Origin of the sequence: Nocardia sp. NPDC088792 (genome assembly GCF_044750615.1) — a bacterium.
Lineage (GTDB): Bacteria > Actinomycetota > Actinomycetes > Mycobacteriales > Mycobacteriaceae > Nocardia.
Map to the genome: position 1 here is coordinate 673,392 of NZ_JBIVKC010000005.1, position 19,120 is coordinate 692,511.

The window sequence follows — 19,120 nt, forward strand, 5'->3', positions numbered from 1 at the left end:
GCCTTCGTTTTCTCGGTTCAGCCGATCATTGCACAGCTGGTGAAACATGTTCCAGTATGGACCTCGGGTAAGGGTCGGTTTGCTACCCCCGGCCGGACCCGGGCACTAGGCTCGGGCCATCCCTGTGCATAAGGAGTCAGCTATGAAGGTCACCGTCGATTTCGACCAGTGCGAGGCCAACGGAATCTGCGTCGGAATCGCCCCTGATGTCTTCGAACTCGATGACGACGACAACCTGCACGTTCACGAGGCGGAGGTCACGGAGGCGAACCGGGCGGACATCGAGACGGCCGTGGCGCAGTGCCCCAAGGCCGCACTCAAGCTGTCCTGAGCGGATGCTTGCCCGTCGGGTGGAACACGTTCTAGAGTCGGCCCCGTGAGCGATTCTGATGTGAGCCTGGCCGGCAAAGTTGCCGTCGTCACGGGTGCGGGCGCCGGACTGGGCCGGGCCGAAGCCCTCGAACTGGCCCGGGCCGGCGCCTCGGTCATCGTCAACGACCTGACCGAGAACGACGCGGTCAGCGCGACCCTCGCCGACCTCCGCGCCCTGGGCGCCAAGGCCGAATTCGTGGGTGGCAGCATCGCGGAACGGGCCACCGCCGACGCGCTGATCAGCACCGCGGAGGAAGCCTTCGGCGGCCTCGACATTGTCGTCAACAATGCCGGGATCACCCGGGACCGCATGCTGTTCAACATGTCCGACGAGGACTTCGACGCGGTCGTGGCGGTGCACCTGCGCGGCCACTTCCTGCTGACCCGCAATGCGGCCGCCTACTGGCGCGCCAAGTCCAAGGCCGCCGACGCGCCCGTCTACGGGCGCATCATCAACACCTCGTCCGAGGCCGGCCTGCTCGGCCCGGCGGGACAGGCGAATTACGGTGCCGCCAAAGCGGGTATCACCGCGCTGACCTTGTCGGCCGCGCGGGCACTGTCGAAAATCGGTGTGCGCGCCAATGCCATCGCGCCGCGCGCGCGGACGGCCATGACCGAGAAGGTCTTCGACGCCGCCCCCGAGGCGGGTCCCGACCCGCTGTCCCCGGACCATGTGGCCCGCCTGGTGGCCTATCTGGCCTCTCCCGCCGCCGATTCCATCAACGGCCAGCTGTTCGTCGTCTACGGCCCGATGGTCGCCCTGATGGCGGCTCCGGTGGTGGAACAGCGCTTCGACGCCGAGGGTGAGTGGACCCGTGCGGGCCTCGCCGACACGCTGGGCGGCTATTTCGCCGAACGCGCTTCCGGCGCTTCCTTTTCCGCCTCGTCGCTGTCCGAGCTCGGCTGAGGCTTACCTGACTTCCCCCGGTGGGGCCGCGAGTTCGTAGATTTGACACTCCGGCCCCCAACGGTTGATCACGGGGTCGATCGTTGGTAGGAAGGGGAGCAACTATGTGTGTGGTGCCTCACAGAGCTCCACCAGTCTGACGGTAGCTCTAGGGAGAACATGTTCCCGAAACTTGACACGTGTTCGAAGAGAATGCCTGTTCAATACCGTCGAAACCTTCCCGAATCACGTAAGAACGTGTTCTAATCTTCGGGCGGGACCGAGATCACAATCAGATCTCAGGTGCTATAGCTAGGCAGGGGCAGGAGGAATAGCGGGAATGAATGAAGTCCTTGCCGTACCGCTGCGGGCGGTCGGAGGGTTCTTCGAACTCGCCGGCGCTGTCGCCCGCGCCATGGTGCGGCCCCCGTTCCAGCGACGGGAATTCATCGATCAATCCTGGTTCGTCGCGCGGGTTTCCATCGTTCCGACCCTATTGGTCGCCATTCCGTTCACCGTGCTGGTGAGCTTCACACTCAACATCCTGCTCCGCGAGATCGGCGCAGCAGACCTCTCCGGCGCCGGCGCCGCATTCGGCACCATCACGCAGGTCGGGCCCATGGTCACGGTGCTCATCGTGGCCGGCGCGGGCGCGACCGCCATCTGCGCCGACCTCGGCGCCCGCACCATCCGCGAAGAGATCGACGCGATGAAGGTGCTCGGCATCGACCCCATCCAGCGGCTCGTGGTGCCGCGGGTGCTCGCCTCGACGCTGGTGGCCTTCCTGCTGAACGGCCTCGTCTCCACCATCGGCATCCTCGGCGGCTTCGTCTTCTCCGTGTACCTGCAGGGCGTCAATCCCGGCGCCTTCGTGAACGGCCTCACCCTGCTGACCCACTTACCCGAGCTCATCATCTCCGAAGTGAAGGCCACGCTGTTCGGGCTCGTCGCCGGACTCGTGGCCTGTTATCTGGGGCTGAACGTCCGAGGAGGGCCGAAGAGCGTCGGCGATGCGGTGAACCAGACCGTCGTCTTCGCCTTCATGGCCCTCTTCGTCATCAACGTGGTTGTCACGGCCGTTGGCATCAAGTTCACGGCGAGGTGATCAGATGGCGTTCGTGATCCAATCCCGCTTCCCGCGCATGACGAAGCGAACCCGGCGATTCTCCGAGGCGCTCGACTCCGTCGGCCACCATGCGATCTTCTACGCACGGTCGATCGCCTCGGTGCCGCGGGCGCTGATCCACTACCGCACCGAGACCATCCGGCTCATCGCCGAGATCTCCATGGGTACCGGCGCATTGGCCGTCATCGGCGGCACCGTGGTGATCGTCGGATTCCTGACCCTGGCGGCCGGTGGCACCATCGCCGTGCAGGGCTACAGCTCCCTCGGCAATATCGGCGTCGAGGCCCTGACCGGCTTCTTCTCCGCCTTCATCAACGTTCGCATTGCGGCGCCGGTGATTTCGGGCATCGGCCTGGCGGCGACCCTCGGCGCGGGTACCACCGCGCAGCTCGGCGCCATGCGGGTCTCCGAGGAGATCGACGCGCTCGAGGTGATGGCCATCCGCCCGGTGCCCTTCCTCGTGGGCACCCGCATGCTGGCGGGCCTGATCGCGGTCATCCCGCTGTACTCGCTGGCCGTCATCGCCTCGTTCATCGCCAGTCGCTTTGCGACCGTGGTGATCTACGGGCAGTCCGCCGGCGTGTACGACCACTACTTCAGTACCTTCCTGATCCCGAGCGACATCCTCTGGTCGTTCGCCCAGGCGATCTTCATGGCCATGGCGGTCATGCTGATCCACACGTACTACGGCTTTCACGCCTCCGGTGGACCGGTGGGCGTGGGCGTGGCGGTCGGTAATGCCGTGCGCGCCTCGCTGATCGCCGTCGTCATGGTGACGCTGCTGGTCTCACTGGCCATCTACGGCACCTCCGGCAATTTCCATCTCTCCGGGTAGGCGGCGACATGGCAACAGAAACGGGAACGGCCCCCGGCCCGAGCGGCCCGGCCTTCGACCGGAAGCCCGGTCCCAAGCGGACTCTCGAACAGGGCTGGGCCATCAAGCTCTGCGGCGCCGGCCTGGTGCTCGGCCTCGTCGGCGTGGTCGCCGTGAGTTTGGTGATGTTCTCCGGCGGTTTCGAGAACACCGTCAAGGTCACCGTCGACGCACCGCGTGCGGGCCTGGTCATGGACAAGGACGCCAAAGTGAAGATGCGCGGCGTGGAAATCGGTCATGTGGCGAGCATTTCGAATAATGCAAATGGCAGCGCTCGCATCGAACTCGCGCTCGATCCGGACAAATTGAAGTTGGTGCCGGCGAATTCATCGGTGGATATCCGATCCACCACCGTCTTCGGTGCGAAGTACGTCAACTTCATCGAGCCTCAGCAGCCCTCCAAGGCTTCGCTGCAGCCGGGCTCGACGGTGCAGGCCGACGCCGTGACCGTCGAATTCAACACCATCTTCGAACATCTCAACGATGTGCTCGCAAAGGTCCAGCCGGACAAGCTGAATGCCACCCTGACCGCGCTCGGCACCGCCCTGCAGGGTCGCGGTGACAAACTCGGCCAAGCCCTCTCGGACGCGGATGTGTGGCTGCGCCAGATCAATCCGGATCTGCCGATCCTGCAGGACGACCTGCAGAAGACCACGACGGTGACCGGCACCTATTCGGACACCGTGCCGGACCTGCTGCAGACCACCGACAATGCGGTGGTTACCGGTAAGACCATCGTCGACGAGCAGAAGAGCCTCGACGCCATGCTCACCAACCTGATCGGGCTGGCGGACACCACGACTCCGATCCTCAACGACACCGAACCGCCGCTGACCCAGGCGCTGGCCTATCTGAAGCCCACCACGGGACTGCTCAACGAGTACCGGTCCGCGCTCTACTGCACCATCGTCGGCATCGGCTCGAACATGCCGCTGGTCGGCGACATCTTCGGCGGCCGCTACCCCGCGGTCACCATGAATGCGAGCATCATGCCCGGCGGCACGCCGTACCAGTACCCGCAGGACCTGCCGAAGGTGAACGCCACCGGCGGACCGCACTGCGAGGGCGTCCTCGACCATCAGCCCGGCACCAATGCCGACTACCTGGTCACCGACACCTCGCAGGGCGAAGTCTGGCATCCGGAAACCAATCCGCACCTCAATGCGAATGTGTTCCAGCTGCTCTACGCCGGCCTGCCGGGCGTCCCGGGGGTGGGTAAGTGAGGTTCAAGCCCCGCGCGGTCTCGGTCAAGCTCGGCCTGTTCACGCTCGTCATGGTGCTGGTGCTGGCCATGCTCGGCGTGATCTTCTCCCAGATGCGGTTCGCCCGCGAGAACGGCTACCACGCCGTGTTCACCAGCTCCTCCGGCATGCTGCCCGGCTCCAAGGTGCGGATCGCCGGCGTGCCGGTCGGCTCGGTATCGCGGGTCTACGTGGGCAAGGACAAGCTGGCGCACGTCGATTTCGACGTGGACCGCAAGTACCGGCTCTACGCCAGCACGCAGGCGACCATCCGCTACGAAAACCTCGTCGGGGACCGCTATCTGGAGCTGCTCGAAGGACCGGGTAGCGCGCAGACCCTGGGCAAGGGCGGGACCATCCCGGTGGCGCAGACCAAGCCCGCACTCGACCTGGACATGCTGCTCGGCGGCTTCAAGCCGCTGTTGCGCGGTCTCGACCCGACCCAGGTCAACGACCTCACCGGTGCACTGCTGCAGATCTTCCAGGGCCAGGGCGGCACGCTGGTGTCCTTGCTCAACAGTTCCGGGGACTTCGGCAAGACCCTCGCCGATCGAGATGCCTTGATCGGCAGCGTGATCAACAATCTGAAGACGGTGCTGTCGACCATCGACCAGCGCGATCAGGCCTTCGGCACCACCCTCGACGAACTGCAGCGGCTCATCACCGGCCTCGCCCAGGACAAGGATCCGATCGGCGACGCCATCCCCCGGATCTCCGGCGCCACCGGCGATCTCACCGATCTGCTGCGCACCGCGCGACCGGACCTGAAGTCCACCTTCGATCAGCTGGGCCGGACCGCGAGCACCCTCGATGATCAGAGCGACGAGCTCACCTGGATCATCCAGAACCTGCCGGACGCCTACAAGAAGCTGGTGCGCATCGGTTCCTACGGCTCGTTCCTCAATATCTACGCGTGCCCGACCGACCTGCTGATCGACGGCCCCGACGGTAAACCGCTGCACGTCAAACTGCCCGGCGGCCAGACGACAGGACGGTGTGGCAAGTGAACGGTGAACGCTCACCGCTGATCAATGTCGGCGTCATCGGAATCGTGCTGGCCATCACCATTTCGCTGGCCTCGCTGCAGTTCGACCGGCTGCCGTTCGTGCGCTCCGGCGCCGAGTACACCGCGTTCTTCGGTGACGCCGGCGGGCTGCTGCCCGGCGACAATGTCCAGGTCGCCGGCGTGAAATCCGGTCGCGTCGAGGACGTGAAGCTGGACGGCGCGAAGGTGAAGGTCCGCTTCACCCTGGACGAGTCGATTCCCTTGGGCGACAAGACCTCGGCGGCCATCAAGACCAATACGGTGCTCGGCCGCAAATCCCTCGAGGTCACCCCCGCGGGCAGCGGCACGCTGCGCAAGGACAATCCGATTCCGCTGGAACGCACCACCTCTCCGTATTCGCTCAACGACGCGCTGGGCGATCTGTCCAGCACCGTCAAGGACCTGGACATGGACCAGGTGAACAAGACCCTCGACGCGCTGTCCGACACCTTCAAGGACACTCCCGCGCCGCTGCGGTCCGCGCTCGACGGCGTCACGGCCCTGTCCCGCAGCATCAATACGCGCGATCAGGCGCTGGTCGATCTGCTCGCCAAGGCGCAGGGCGTCACCAAGGTGCTGTCCGACCGGGCGGCGAAGATCAACCAGCTGCTGCTGGACGGCAATGACCTGCTCGGCGAACTGGACGCGCGCAAGACCGCGCTCGGACAGCTCATCGTGTACGTCAACAATCTGGCCCAGCAGCTCACCGGATTCGTCAACGACAACGAGGCGCAGCTCAAACCCACACTGGACAAACTGAATTCGGTGCTGGGCATCCTGCAGAAGAACAAGCAGAACCTCTCCGCCGCGCTGGACGCCCTCGGCCCCTACGCGGGCGCGCTGGGTGAGCAGGTCGGCAGCGGCCCGTACTTCCAGGCCTACATCGTCAATGCCAACAGCGACTACCTGCAGATGCTGACCGACTCCATGGTCTGGCCGCAGCACCTGCCGGATGACCTGCAGCACTACCTGAAGGACTTCCCGCCGGTCATCGCCCCGGCACAGACGGAGCCTGGCAAATGAACGCACTGCGAAAAGTTGGAACACTGCCCCGCTGGGCGCGCATCGGCGCGATCGTGGCGCTGGTCGTCATCGTGGTCGGCGCCGGTTACTCGGTGGTGACGCGGATCGGCAAGACGCACATCACCGCGTACTTCCCGTCCGCCAACGCCATCTACGCGGGCGATGACGTGCGAGTGCTCGGCGTGAAGGTCGGCCGGATCGACGCCATCGATCCGGGCAAGGACAAGACCACGGTCAAGATGACCCTGGATCGCGACATCGACATTCCCGCCGACGCCAAGGCCGTGATCGTGTCGCCGAACCTGGTGTCGGCGCGATTCATTCAGCTCGCGCCCGCCTACACCGGCGGCCCCAAGATGCGCAGCGGCGCGACCATTCCGCTCACGCGTACCGCCATCCCCGTCGAATGGGATGACATCAAGGCCGAACTGAACAAGCTGGCAACCACTCTCGGCCCGGTCGGGCAGGACCAGCAGGGCTCGTTCGGCCGCTTCGTCAATACCGCCGCCGACAATCTCGACGGCAACGGCCAGGCCTTCCGCGACACGCTCAAGGAACTGTCCGGAGCGCTGAACACGCTCTCCGACGGGCGCACCGATCTCTTCGCCACCATCCGCAATCTGCAGGTGTTCGTGGATGCCCTGTCGCACAGCAACGATCAGATCGTGCAGTTCGGTAGCCGGCTGGCGTCGGTGTCCTCGGTGCTGGCGGGGGTCGACACCGATCTCGGTGCGGCACTGGACAATCTGGACGGGGCCGTCTCGGATGTGAAGCGCTTCCTCGACGAACGCGGCGGCGCGCTCACCGACAGCCTGCAACGCATGGCCGACGTCACCCAGCTGCTGGTGGACAAGCGACCGCAGATCGAACAGGTGCTGCACGCCGGACCCACCGCGCTGGTGAACTTCTACCAGATCTACAAGCCCGCCCAGGGCACGCTGACCGGATACCCGGTGCTCACCAATATGGCCGATCCGATCAGCTTCCTGTGCGGCTCCATTCAGGCGCTGCAGGACAACGAATCCGACAAGAGCGCCAACCTGTGCGCCACGGCCCTCGGACCGGTATTGCAGAACCTGGCCATGAACTACCCGCCGCTCATGCTGAGCCCGGCCACCACCGCGGGCGCCTACCCCCAGCAGCTGAAGTACACCGATCCCGACCTCGAGGCCCGCGCCAACGCTCAGGTCAGCGTGCCCAAGAGTCTGGCCGATCTGGCGCTCCCGGGAGGCAACTGATGAGGACCATCCGCGGACGAAAGACGGTGGCGTGCCTGGCGATCGGCGTCGCCCTCGCGCTCGGCGTCACCGGTTGTGAATGGGACGGCCTCAACTCGCTGCCCATGCCCGGCGCCGCCGGGACGGGCGCGGGCTCGTGGCAGGTGAAGATCCAGATGCCGAATGTCACCACGTTGACCCGCAATTCACCGGTCATGGTGAACGACGTGACCGTCGGTACCGTGACCGGCATCGAGGTGGAGGGCTGGCACGCGCTGGTCACCGTGAGCCTCGAGAAGGACGTGAACCTGCCGGCCAATTCCATCGCCAGGATCGGGCAGACCAGTCTGCTGGGCAGTAATCACCTCGAACTGGCCGCACCCGCCGACGGTACGGGCCAAGGGAAACTGAAAGGCGGAGACCTCATTCCGCTCGAGCGGGCCGGGGCCTACCCGACCACCGAGCAGACGCTGTCCTCGCTCTCCGTCGTGCTCAACGGCGGCGGCATCAGCCAGCTGGAGAACATCACCGGCGAACTGGACAAGGCCTTCAAGGGCCGCACCGACGCCATCCGCGACCTGCTGCCGCAACTCAACACCCTCATCGGCACTCTCGATGGTCAGACCAAGGACATCATCGACGCCATGAGCGGCTTGGACCGCTTCTCGGGAATCCTTGCGCAACAGAAGGATCGGCTGGCCAACGCCATCGACAACATCCACCCGGCACTGACCGTGCTGGCGGACAAGCGTGAGAACATCACCAAGACGCTCACCGCCCTGGGCGGGCTGAGCGACGCGGTCGACAAGATCATTCAAAACGGCGGCGACAACCTGAAGGCCAACCTGGCCAATATCTGGCCCGCGCTGGAACAGATCGCCAACACCGGAAACAACCTGACCTCCGCGCTCAGCATGCTGCTCACCTTCCCGTTCCCCATGCACTACATGGACGGCGCGATCAAGGGTGACTACCTCAATGTGAAGATCACCTTCGATCTCACCAGCGCGCGACTGGCCAAGAACTTCCTCACCGACACCCCGTTCGGACCGCGATACGCGGGCGTCGAGGGCGCGCTCGGCCAGGTCGGCGGCACTCCCGGCGCCCCGGTCGATCCGAAGAACGCCCCGTTCCAGCCGCACCCCGACACGCCCGCGCCGATGCCCAGCATCCCCGGACTGCCACCGATCCCGGGCCTGCCCGCCATCCCGGGCATCACTGTGCCGCAAGGGAAATAACGATGAAACTGACTCGCTTCGTTAAGGTCCAGCTCGTCATCTTCTCGGTGCTCACCGTCATCGGCATCACCGTGATGGGCGGCTACTACGTAGGGCTGCCGGCCATGTTCGGCATCGGCCGCTACGACGTGACCGTTCGCCTGACCGCCACCGGCGGACTCTACGAACACGCCAATGTGGCCTACCGCGGCACCAATGTGGGCAAGGTGACCGAAGTCCGGCTCACCCCGGCCGGCGTCGACGCCAAACTGTCCATCGAGAGCGGCTACAAGATCCCGTCCGACGTGGACGCCTGGATCAAGAGTGTGTCCGCGATCGGTGAGCAGTACGTGGACCTGGTCCCCGCCGACAATCCCAAGGGCGGCAACCTGTCCGACGGATCGGTCATCCCCGCCGATCGCACCAAACTGCCGCAGGACGTCGGCAGCCTGCTCGACCAGAGCGACAAGCTGCTGAACAGCATCGCCGACACCAAACTGCAGCAGGTCATCGACGACGCCTTCACCGCCTTCAACGGTGCCGGACCCGATCTGCAGCGCTTCATCGACTCCGCCACCCTGCTCGTGCAATCGGCCAAGGACAACACCGACGCCACCAAGGATCTGATCGAGAAGATCGGCCCGCTGCTCGACACCCAGGTGCAATCCGACGACGCCATCCGGACCTGGACCAAGGACCTGGCCGCGGTCACCGACCAACTGCGCGAACATGATCCGGCGCTGCGCAATGTCATCCGCAAGACGCCCGGCACCGCCGACACCGCGACCCAGCTCTTCCAGAGCCTCGAGCCCACCCTGCCGCTGCTCGCTCGCAATCTGGCCAGCGTCGGGCAGGTCGGCTACATCTACAACCCCGGCATCGAGCAGCTGCTCGTGGTGTTCCCACCGCTCATCGCCGGACTGCTGACCGCCGCCACCGGCGGACCCCTGGAATACGGCGCCAAGGTGGACTTCATGGTCAGCCTCAACGATCCGCAGGGCTGCACCACCGGCTTCCTGGCCCCGGATCAGCGGCGCTCGCCCGCGCTGCTGGACCATCCGGATACCCAGAAGGGGCTGTACTGCAAGGTCTCCCAGAACTCGCCCCTCTCGGTCCGCGGCCTGCGCAACACGCCGTGCATGGAGGTGCCCGGCAAACGCGCCCCCACCCCCGAATTGTGCCGCGACCCCGAGGGATACGTGCCCGAGGGCGACAACCCGCCGTTCGGCGCACCGAACCCGGTGGACAAGAACGGCAACCTGACCGGCGGCGCCGCACCGAGCTCGGACACCACGCCACCCGGCGCGGCGAATACCGCCCAGCCGGCGTCCGTCCAGACGCAACCGTACGATCCGCGTAATGGCGAGTTCCTCGACTCGGACGGGCGCACGTATCGTCAGGCGAACATCGGGCCCGACGGTTCCGGAGTGATTCCGGCGAATTTGACGGCAATGGTTCAGGAGCAGGTGAAATGAGCGAATCAAGTGTGGTGAGCAACCGGACACGACGGCGGGCAGTGCGCTCGGAAGGCCCCCCGCCGGAGGAGCAGGACGCCGCTACACAGGCGTTCGTCACCACCGTGCCCGTACCCGAGGGCCGGTCGACGACCGGTCAGGCGGCGGCAACCGAATCCGCCACCGTGCACCTCGACAAGGCGCAGGATTCGCCCAACCCACAGCCGCCGGTCGCCGATGCGAAGCCCGCCGAGGACGGCGCCGAGGCCACCGCGGCATCCGGCTCGGCCCCCGAATCCGAAGCGCCCGCAGTCGCTTCGGCCGACCGGGGCAGTCTGTGGATGCGGGTGGTGGCGATCGCCGCGCTGGTCCTCGCGGTCGCCGTCGTCGGCGGCACCGTGTGGGCCGTCCACGAACGCGACACCATTTCCGCACAGGACACCCTGCGCGGTGAATACATGCAGGCCGCACGCCAGGCGATGCTCAACATCACCAATATCAGCGCGGACACCGCCAGCGATGACATCAACCGGGTGCTCCAGGTGACCTCGGGCGACCTGAACAAGGAATACAACGACCGCAAGAACGACTACATGGGCATCGTGCAGAAGGCCCAGGTCCGGGCCAAGGGCGAGGTCATCGAGTCCGCGGTGCAGACCATGGACGACCACTCCGCCATCGTGCTCGTCGCGGTCAAGCAGACCCTCACCAACGCCGGCGCCGACGGACCGCAGGAACGCCAGTACCGGTTCAAGGTGTCCCTCGCCCGCGACGCCAAGGGCATCACCGCGACCGGAATGGAGATGACGGTATGAGCAACAAGAGAACCCGTGATCTCGTCTTCATGATCGTGTCCCTGGCGGTGCTGGTCACCGGCCTCGGCATCGGCGGCTGGCAGGGTTACGACTGGTGGCAGGACAGCCACCTCGACCAGGACCGCGACCAATCGGTCACCGTCGCCAAGCGCACCGTCGAAGGCATGTTCGGCTACAACTTCCGCACCATGGACACCGAAATGCCCAAGGTCTGCCAGGACATGACCTCGGACTTCAAGTCCGACTGGATGAAGGTCATGACCACCGTCCTCGAACCCGCCGCCAAGGACAAGGAACTCGTCGTCCAGGCCACCGCGGTCGAAACCGGCGTCATCAAGGCCGACCCGGACCACGTCCAGGTGATGGTCTTCCTGAACCAGAAGAGCACCGGCAAGGACCCGGCCAAGGGCACCTACGACGCCAGCCGCCTGCGCGTGAAGCTGGACAAGCAGGGCAGCCGCTGGCTGGTCTCCGACGTCAACCCGGTCTGACCGGCACTCCCCGAAACAGCGAGAGGGGAGCGATGAACGAGAAACAGCCTTGGACGGCAAGCGATATGCCGGACCTGCACGGCCGGACCGCCGTCGTCACCGGAGCCAATGCCGGGCTCGGCCTGGAGACCGCGCGGCGGCTGGCCGAGCGCGGGGCGGCGGTGGTGTTCGCATGCCGCAATCCCGAAAAGGGCGCCGCGGCGGTGGCGTTCGTGCGGGAGCAGGCGCCCGGGGCCGAATTGAGTACTGTGCGGCTGGATTTGACGGTGCAGGAATCGGTGCGGGCCGCCGCAGCCGAGTTGCATGATCGGGTCGACCGGGTCGATCTGCTCGTCAACAATGCGGGCACGCTGACCCGGACCCGGAGCGAGACCGTGGACGGGTTCGAAACCACCATCGCCACCAATCATCTCGGGCCGTTCGCATTCACGGGGCTGCTGCTGGATCTGCTGACGGCCTCGCCCGAGGGGCGGGTCGTCACCGTGAGCAGCGGGACCGCCGGATATCGCAGCACCACCTTCGACATCGACGATCTGGACTATCGGCGGCGGCCGTACAAACCCATGCGGGTGTACGGACAGTCGAAGCTGGCGAATCTGCTGTTCACACTCGAATTGCAGCGGCGGCTCAACGGCACGGACGCGCGACTGCTCGCCGTGGCTGCGCGGCCCGGTGTTGCCGATTCCGATTTCAGTCAGAACTTCGGGCCGGTGCGCGCGTTCCTGTCAGGGGCTGCGCCGCACTGGATTTCGCGGCTGTTCATGCAGAGCACCGAAATGGGGGCGCTGCCGACCTTGCGCGCCGCCACCGACCCGGCCGTGCGCGGCGGGGAATACTTCGGGCCCACCGGTCACGCCAAGGGGTACCCCGTGCTGGCGGAACCCGTTGCGCGAGCACAGGATCCGGAGGCCGCGGCGCGGTTGTGGGAGGAGTCGGAGCGGCTCACCGGCGTGCGTTATCGGTTCGGGCCGGGCGGTGCATAAAGGGGTGTAGACGCGAAATCGCCGGGACGGCAAGCTGTCCCGGCGAGTTCATGGCTATCGATTGCTCAGCGGTGCATCTCCGGATCGACATCGTCGTCGGTGAGGAGTGCGCTGCCGGCGACCCGGTCGGTGGCCAGGGCGTCCAGGAAGGCGCGTGCCCAGCGGTCCACGTCGTGGGTGAGGACCTGGCGGCGGAGGGACCGCATGCGGCGACGGCGGGTGTCCCGGTCGTCGTCGATGGCGCCGATCAGGGCGTCCTTGACCGAATCCAGGTCGTGCGGGTTGCAGAGGTACGCCTGACGCAACTCGGCTGCCGCACCGGTGAATTCGCTGAGCACCAAGGCGCCGTTGAGACTGCCCTGGCAGGCCACGTACTCCTTGGCCACCAGGTTCATGCCGTCCCGCAGCGGGGTCACCACCATGACGTCGGCGGCGACGAAGAAGGCGATCAGTTCCTCGCGGGGGATGGGGCGATGCAGGTAGTGCACCACGGGATAGCCGACCCGGGCGTACTCGCCGTTGATCCGGCCCACCTGACGCTCGATATCGCCGCGCATCTGGATGTACGAATCCACGCGTTCGCGACTGGGTGTCGCGAGCTGCACCACGACCGTCTCCTCGGGATTCAGCCTGCCCTCGTGCAACAGCTCCTCGAGTGCGGCCAGCCGGATGTCGATGCCCTTGGTGTAGTCGAGGCGGTCGACGCCCAGCAGGATGTTCTTCGGATTGCCCAGTTCCGCACGGATTTTCGCGGCCCGTTCACGGACCGAGCGGCGCCGCGAATACTCGTCCATCTCCGTCGAGGTGATGGAGATCGGGAACGCGCCCACCCGTACGGTGCGGAAACCCACTTGCACCACACCGAGTTTCGAGCGCACGCCCACATTGCCGCGGGAAGTCGGCTGCCCGGCAAGCCTTCTCGCCAGGTACAGGAAGTTCTGTGCGCCGCCGGGCAGGTGGAAGCCGATCAGATCGGCGCCCAGCAGACCTTCGACGATCTCTGTCCGCCAAGGCATCTGCATGAACAGTTCCACCGGCGGGAACGGAATGTGCAGGAAGAACCCGATGGTCAGATCGGGGCGGAGCATGCGCAGCATCTTCGGCACCAGTTGCAGTTGGTAATCCTGCACCCAGACCGTCGCGCCCTCCGCCGCCACCTTCGCGGTGTATTCGGCGAAACGACGATTCACCTGCACATACGCCTGCCACCACTGCCGGTCGTAGACCGGGCGCACGATCACATCGTGATAGAGCGGCCACAGGGTGGCGTTCGAGAAACCCTCGTAGTAGTCGGCCACTTCGTCGGCCGACAAGGGCACCGGATGCAGTTCCAGACCGTCCTCGACGATCGGATCCAGATCCACATCCGGCACGCCGGCCCAGCCGACCCACGCGCCCTTGTTATTGCGCAGCACCGGCTCCAGCGCGGTCACCAGACCGCCGGGGCTGCGCTTCCAGCGCGTGCTGCCATCGGGCAGTTTTTCCAGGTCGACCGGGAGCCGGTTCGCGACGACAACGAATCCGGAGCCGGAATTGTCCGGGGTCACCGGTCATTCGCCTCGCGTATTGGGCCCGATACCCAGCATCGACAGCAGCATGCGGCATTCGTCGGCATCGGTGGCGTATGCGGCCACGACGCGCTGGGCCTGGCGAGCGGTTTCGTCGGCGAGCGGTTCCAGATCGTCGTCCGCGATGTCATTGGCGCTACTCTTCGCGGCCATCATCCATATCCTCTCGAGGGAAGTCTGCTCAGGTGCGATCCATGGTATCTGCCCGTATTACCTGCACCGTCCGCTCGGTGTGCAACGAGCCTCAACCGCAATGGTGCAGAAACGCATGGACCCCGGGAACCTATACGGTTGATGGGGCGCGTGGCGCCCCCTGACAAGTGCCCGGAACGTATTTCCTGATGAAGGAGTCGAAGAGTATGCCGTTGGCGACGGTGAACGGAATCTCGCTGAACTACCAGGTCAAGGGAGACCGGACCAAGGGCACCGACACCAAGGGGTCCGCGCCGCTGGTCGTCATGATCATGGGCACCGGCAGCCCCGGCCGCGTCTGGGAGCTACATCAGGTGCCCGCCCTGATCGCCGCCGGATATCGGGTCTGCACCTTCGACAATCGGGGCATCGCACCGACTTTCGAAGCCCCGGACGGTATGACCATCGACGATCTGGTCCGCGATACCGCGGCCCTCATCGAATTCCTCGGCGAGGGGCCCGCATTGGTGGTCGGCCAGTCGATGGGCTCCCGCGTCGCACAGGAACTCGCCCTGGCCCGGCCCGATCTGGTCCGCAAGGCGGTCTTCATGGCGGGGCACGCCCGCCTCGATCAGTTCCAGAAGACGCTGTCGCTGGGCGAGCACGAATTCGACGCCTCGGGCGTGAAGTTGCCGGCCAAGTACGAGGCCGCGCTCACCGCGGTGATGAACCTGTCGCCGGCCACGCTGGCCGACACGAATGCCGCCCGTGACTGGCTGGACCTGTTCGAATTCACCGGCGGCCCGGTCACTCCCGGCGTGCGCGCACAGCGCCGCATGGATCATGACTTCGATCGCACCGCGGCCTACCGGGGCATCACCGTGCCCTGCCTGTCGATGGGATTCGCCGACGACCGGATGATTCCGCCCTACCTGTCGCGTGAGGTCGCCGAGCTGATCCCGGGCGCCCGCTACCAGGAGGTCCCGGACGCCGGGCACTTCGGCTACCTGGAACAGCCGGAGGCGGTCAACAAGATCCTGCTGGAATTCTTCGCGGTCTGACCCCGGGTTCCGGCCGATTACCCCGCTCGGCCCGCGCCGAGCGCAGGTCGGCTGCGGAGCAACCCGGAGACCTGCGACAATCGATGACCTAGCGCTAGAGGCACGGTAACCGCCCAGTCGTAACGCCTGCCTTGCTAGGGTCGAATCAACGTCGGGGGCTCGTTCCTACGCGCCGGTACATTCACCGGGCGTACGGACGATCCGTCGAAGTTCCCGTACACAGCGCCAGTATCCAGTGAGGTGAAATGAGCACCAATCCCTTCGACGACGAAGACGGCCGGTTCTTCGTTCTGGTCAACGACGAGGAGCAGCATTCGCTGTGGCCCGCCTTCGCCGAGGTCCCGGCGGGTTGGCGAGTCGTTTTCGGCGAGGACAGCCGCGCCGCGTGCGTCGAGTACGTCGAGAAGAACTGGACGGATATGCGTCCGAAGAGCCTGCGCGACGCCATGGCCGCCGATGATGCCGCCCGTCAGGCGGCGCAGTCCTAACCCGCGGTCGTCTCGATACTGCGCAGGAACGGTTTCCGGGTACGGCCGGGCGGCGAATGCCGCGCGGCCGCACTTCGGAGAGGCGGTCCTGAGCATCGAATGACCGGGTCACGTCGGCTTTTCCGCGCAGCCGACCTACCCGGTTATGATGAGCACCGTTTTCCGCCTCCTTAGCTCAGTGGTAGAGCACTCGCCTTGTAAGCGAAAGGTCGTCAGTTCAATCCTGACAGGGGGCTCGGTTCCGGACGCCGGTCGAACAATCGACCGGCGTCCGTGGCATATTTCGGGCCGAACGGTCTCTCAGGTGATCTCAGGTGCGCAGAGGTGCTTCCCAGGAAACTCCCAGGGAAGGTACAGCGACTTCCCTGTCCCAGGCCGCACTATGGGTCCATGACAGGTGTGCCCGTATCGCGAGAAGCCGAGGCCAGGATTCTGGTCGTCGATGACGAGCCGATGATCGTAGAGCTGTTGTCGGTAAGTCTGCGGTACCAGGGGTTCGAGGTCGCTGCGGCATCCAGCGGCACCGAAGGCCTGGACAAAGCGCGAACCTTCCGGCCAGACGCACTCATCGTCGACGTGATGATGCCCGGCATGGACGGTTTCGGACTGCTGCGCCGGCTACGCGCGGACGGGATCGACGCGCCCGTGCTGTTCCTCACCGCGCGCGACGACGTCGACGACAAGATCACCGGCCTCACCCTCGGGGCCGACGACTATGTCACCAAGCCCTTCAGCCTCGAGGAAGTGGTGGCCCGCCTGCGGGTCATCCTGCGCCGGGCCGGGCGCTCCGCACCCGAGACCAAATCCTCCCGGCTGCGCTTCGCCGACATCGAACTGGACGACGACACCCACGAGGTGTGGAAGGCCGGCGAGCCGGTCGCCTTGTCGCCCACCGAATTCACGCTGCTGCGCTACTTCCTCGTCAATGCGGGCACCGTGCTCAGCAAGCCGCGGATCCTGGATCACGTGTGGCGCTACGACTTCGGCGGTGAGGTCGGCGTCGTCGAAACCTATGTCTCCTATCTGCGCAAGAAGGTCGACACCGGGCCGGACCGATTGATACACACCCTGCGTGGAGTCGGGTATGTCATGCGGGAACCGCGCGGCAAGTCGGCGGCGACGTGAATGCGGCGGAGGCAGCACATACCCTCCGCCGGCGAGTTTCGGATCGGCTTGCGGCCGTACCACTTCGAACCACCCTGGTCCTAGCGCTCGTATCCCTCGTCGGATGCGGGCTGCTGGTGTCCGGTATCGCGGTCACCTCGCTGATGAGGAATGTTCTGGTCGAGCGCATCGACCGGCAGCTCTACGACGCCGCGCACAGCTGGGCCGCACCCGGCGCGCAACGACCCGAACCCCTGCCCTCGCTGCGCGGGCGGGAACGACCGCCGCACCTGTACTGGGTGCGCGTGCAGGACCCGTCCGGCGCGGACAAGCTGAGCCTGGACGCCGGATCGCAGAAGCCCGACGTCCCCGACAACCTCGGAACCCGGCCCACCACCATCGGATCCGTCAACGCGCCCGATGAGGAATGGCGGGTTCTCAAGACCACCAACGAGTTCGGCACCAGTGTCGTCGCGCTGCGCATGGACGAAACCAATGCGCTGCTCGACAAGCTGATCGTGCTGCAGCTGGTGATCGGCGCGCTCGTACTGTCCGCGCTCGCGGGCGTCGCGCGGGTGGTGATCCGGCGCAGTCTGCGGCCGCTGCGGGAGGTCGAGCGCACCGCCGCGGCCATCGCCGGCGGCGATCTGCATCAGCGAGTTCCCGTGCGCGGCACCGATACCGAGGTCGATCACCTCTCGCAGTCGCTGAACACCATGCTCACCCAGATCCAGCAGGCGTTCGCGGCCACCGAGGCCTCCGAGGAGGCCGCGCGGCGTTCCGAGACCAAGATGCGGCGGTTCATCGCGGACGCCAGTCACGAGCTACGCACCCCGCTGACCTCCATCAAGGGCTTCTCGGAGTTGTACCGGCAGGGCGCGATCACCGATCCGGACATGCTCATGGACCGCATCGGACGCGAATCCAAGCGGATGGGACTGCTGGTCGAGGATCTGCTCATGCTGGCCCGCCTGGACGCGCAACGGCCGGTGGAGATGCGGCCGGTGGATCTGCTCATGCTGGCCAGCGATGCCGTGCACAGTGCGCGCGCCCTCGCCACCGCGCAGCAGCCGGACGAGCCCGCCCGCTCCATCGACCTGGAAATCCGTTCCGGGACGGGCACTCTGGAGGTGCTCGGCGACGAGGCGCGACTGCGGCAGATTCTCGCCAACCTGCTCAATAACGCGCTCATGCACACGCCGCCCGACGCGGCGGTGAAGGTGCTGCTCACGCCGGGCGAGCACGATGTGCTCATGGAGGTCGCCGATACCGGGCCCGGCCTGGATCCCGAACAGGCCGAGCGGGTTTTCGAACGCTTCTATCGGACCGACAGTTCACGCAGCCGGGAGAGCGGCGGCACCGGACTGGGATTGTCGATCGTGCAGGCGCTGGTCGACGCGCACGACGGCACGGTCACCGTGGCCAGCGTGCCCGGCGAGGGCACCGTGTTCGCGGTGCGCCTGCCCCGCGAACCCTCCTGACGACACGTCCCAGACAACTGTGTCCCGCACCCCGAGACGGGTGCGGGACACGGGTACCTCCGGGATCAGGCCGGGACGTTCGCGCCGTGACCCAGATCGCGCAGCGCCTGCTTGATCTTCTCCTGCGCCTCGTCGAGGGACTCCTTGCTCGGTTCCGGGTCGGCCCCGGTGATATCGAAATCGCCCAGTTCGAAGGCCGGGAACACGTGCAGGTGCAGATGCGGCACCTCCAGACCGGCGACCAGCAGGCCCACGCGCGGCGCATCCCAGGCGGCCCGCAGCGCCTTACCGATGGTCTGGGCGACGCCGGTCATCCGCGCGAACGTCGCCGGGTCCACGTCCTGCCACTGGTCGATCTCCTTGCGCGGCACCACCAGCGTGTGCCCCTGCGTCACCGGGGCGATGGTGAGGAACCCGACGAATTCATCGTCCTCCCAGACGAACCGGCCCGGCAGCTGACCTTCGATGATTGCGGAGAAAACAGAAGCCATGCCCCGGACATTACGCGTGGGAAGCCACCCTCGCGCGGACGCACATCAGAC

General features: G+C 66.0%; 20 protein-coding genes and 1 tRNA gene. 18 read left to right on the forward strand and 3 right to left on the reverse strand.

The window, feature by feature from the left end; all coding sequences use genetic code 11:
- Window positions 1–142: 142 nt before the first annotated feature.
- From ACIP5Y_RS35355 to ACIP5Y_RS35415, 13 genes are all read left to right on the forward strand, one after another.
- Window positions 143–331: a ferredoxin gene (locus tag ACIP5Y_RS35355; protein WP_400356731.1), complete on the forward strand. Its 189-nt coding sequence runs from the start codon at window positions 143–145 to the stop codon at window positions 329–331.
- A 45-nt stretch (window positions 332–376) separates the two neighbouring features.
- A complete protein-coding gene (locus tag ACIP5Y_RS35360; RefSeq protein ID WP_400356732.1) occupies window positions 377–1,279 on the forward strand; it encodes a 3-oxoacyl-ACP reductase in 903 nt (300 codons plus the stop codon).
- Window positions 1,280–1,598: 319 nt separating this feature from the next.
- Window positions 1,599–2,363, forward strand: coding sequence for an MlaE family ABC transporter permease (locus tag ACIP5Y_RS35365; RefSeq protein ID WP_400356733.1), 765 nt, complete (start codon window positions 1,599–1,601; stop codon window positions 2,361–2,363).
- A 4-nt stretch (window positions 2,364–2,367) separates the two neighbouring features.
- On the forward strand, window positions 2,368–3,219 hold the full coding sequence (locus ACIP5Y_RS35370; RefSeq protein WP_400356734.1) for an MlaE family ABC transporter permease: 852 nt from the start codon (window positions 2,368–2,370) through the stop codon (window positions 3,217–3,219).
- A gap of 8 nt (window positions 3,220–3,227) precedes the next feature.
- Window positions 3,228–4,481 carry an MCE family protein gene (locus tag ACIP5Y_RS35375; protein WP_400356735.1) on the forward strand — a complete coding sequence of 418 codons (1,254 nt, stop codon included), beginning with the start codon at window positions 3,228–3,230 and terminating at the stop codon, window positions 4,479–4,481.
- Window positions 4,478–5,506 (forward strand): virulence factor Mce family protein, encoded by a 1,029-nt coding sequence (locus tag ACIP5Y_RS35380; RefSeq protein ID WP_400356736.1) that lies wholly within the window; start codon window positions 4,478–4,480, stop codon window positions 5,504–5,506. Before ACIP5Y_RS35375 ends, ACIP5Y_RS35380 begins: the two co-directional genes overlap by 4 nt.
- Window positions 5,503–6,567 carry an MCE family protein gene (locus ACIP5Y_RS35385; RefSeq protein ID WP_400356737.1) on the forward strand — a complete coding sequence of 355 codons (1,065 nt, stop codon included), beginning with the start codon at window positions 5,503–5,505 and terminating at the stop codon, window positions 6,565–6,567. Before ACIP5Y_RS35380 ends, ACIP5Y_RS35385 begins: the two co-directional genes overlap by 4 nt.
- Window positions 6,564–7,805 carry an MCE family protein gene (locus tag ACIP5Y_RS35390; RefSeq protein ID WP_400356738.1) on the forward strand — a complete coding sequence of 414 codons (1,242 nt, stop codon included), beginning with the start codon at window positions 6,564–6,566 and terminating at the stop codon, window positions 7,803–7,805. Before ACIP5Y_RS35385 ends, ACIP5Y_RS35390 begins: the two co-directional genes overlap by 4 nt.
- The gene (locus ACIP5Y_RS35395; protein WP_400356739.1) at window positions 7,805–9,022 is read left to right on the forward strand and encodes an MCE family protein; all 1,218 of its coding nucleotides are present in this window, start codon (window positions 7,805–7,807) and stop codon (window positions 9,020–9,022) included. The genes ACIP5Y_RS35390 and ACIP5Y_RS35395 overlap by 1 nt, the downstream gene beginning before the upstream one ends.
- 2 nt (window positions 9,023–9,024) lie before the next feature.
- Entirely contained in the window at window positions 9,025–10,476 is a 1,452-nt protein-coding gene (locus tag ACIP5Y_RS35400; RefSeq protein ID WP_400356740.1) for an MCE family protein, read from the forward strand.
- On the forward strand, window positions 10,473–11,270 hold the full coding sequence (locus ACIP5Y_RS35405) for a hypothetical protein (RefSeq protein WP_400356741.1): 798 nt from the start codon (window positions 10,473–10,475) through the stop codon (window positions 11,268–11,270). The genes ACIP5Y_RS35400 and ACIP5Y_RS35405 overlap by 4 nt, the downstream gene beginning before the upstream one ends.
- Entirely contained in the window at window positions 11,267–11,761 is a 495-nt protein-coding gene (locus ACIP5Y_RS35410; RefSeq protein WP_400356742.1) for a h domain protein, read from the forward strand. The genes ACIP5Y_RS35405 and ACIP5Y_RS35410 overlap by 4 nt, the downstream gene beginning before the upstream one ends.
- A gap of 32 nt (window positions 11,762–11,793) precedes the next feature.
- The gene (locus ACIP5Y_RS35415) at window positions 11,794–12,744 is read left to right on the forward strand and encodes an oxidoreductase (protein ID WP_400356743.1); all 951 of its coding nucleotides are present in this window, start codon (window positions 11,794–11,796) and stop codon (window positions 12,742–12,744) included.
- Between the two features lie 65 nt (window positions 12,745–12,809).
- Here ACIP5Y_RS35415 and ACIP5Y_RS35420 read toward each other — a convergent pair whose 3' ends face one another.
- Together ACIP5Y_RS35420 and ACIP5Y_RS35425 are read right to left on the reverse strand one after the other, a co-directional pair.
- The gene (locus ACIP5Y_RS35420; RefSeq protein ID WP_400356744.1) at window positions 12,810–14,291 is read right to left on the reverse strand and encodes a trehalose-6-phosphate synthase; all 1,482 of its coding nucleotides are present in this window, start codon (window positions 14,289–14,291) and stop codon (window positions 12,810–12,812) included.
- Between the two features lie 3 nt (window positions 14,292–14,294).
- Window positions 14,295–14,468, reverse strand: coding sequence for a hypothetical protein (locus ACIP5Y_RS35425; protein ID WP_400356965.1), 174 nt, complete (start codon window positions 14,466–14,468; stop codon window positions 14,295–14,297).
- 203 nt (window positions 14,469–14,671) lie between these two features.
- On the opposite strand from ACIP5Y_RS35425, the gene ACIP5Y_RS35430 reads away from it, so the two are divergent.
- From ACIP5Y_RS35430 to ACIP5Y_RS35450, 5 genes are all read left to right on the forward strand, one after another.
- The gene (locus tag ACIP5Y_RS35430; RefSeq protein ID WP_400356745.1) at window positions 14,672–15,505 is read left to right on the forward strand and encodes an alpha/beta fold hydrolase; all 834 of its coding nucleotides are present in this window, start codon (window positions 14,672–14,674) and stop codon (window positions 15,503–15,505) included.
- Between the two features lie 245 nt (window positions 15,506–15,750).
- Entirely contained in the window at window positions 15,751–15,993 is a 243-nt protein-coding gene (locus ACIP5Y_RS35435) for an MbtH family protein (RefSeq protein WP_019931522.1), read from the forward strand.
- A gap of 164 nt (window positions 15,994–16,157) precedes the next feature.
- Window positions 16,158–16,229 (forward strand) — tRNA-Thr (locus tag ACIP5Y_RS35440).
- A gap of 154 nt (window positions 16,230–16,383) precedes the next feature.
- Window positions 16,384–17,118, forward strand: coding sequence for a response regulator transcription factor (locus tag ACIP5Y_RS35445; protein WP_397005086.1), 735 nt, complete (start codon window positions 16,384–16,386; stop codon window positions 17,116–17,118).
- A gap of 143 nt (window positions 17,119–17,261) precedes the next feature.
- A complete protein-coding gene (locus tag ACIP5Y_RS35450) occupies window positions 17,262–18,578 on the forward strand; it encodes a sensor histidine kinase (RefSeq protein WP_400356746.1) in 1,317 nt (438 codons plus the stop codon).
- A 65-nt stretch (window positions 18,579–18,643) separates the two neighbouring features.
- Here ACIP5Y_RS35450 and ACIP5Y_RS35455 read toward each other — a convergent pair whose 3' ends face one another.
- Window positions 18,644–19,069: an HIT family protein gene (locus tag ACIP5Y_RS35455; RefSeq protein WP_397005082.1), complete on the reverse strand. Its 426-nt coding sequence runs from the start codon at window positions 19,067–19,069 to the stop codon at window positions 18,644–18,646.
- Window positions 19,070–19,120: the final 51 nt, after the last annotated feature.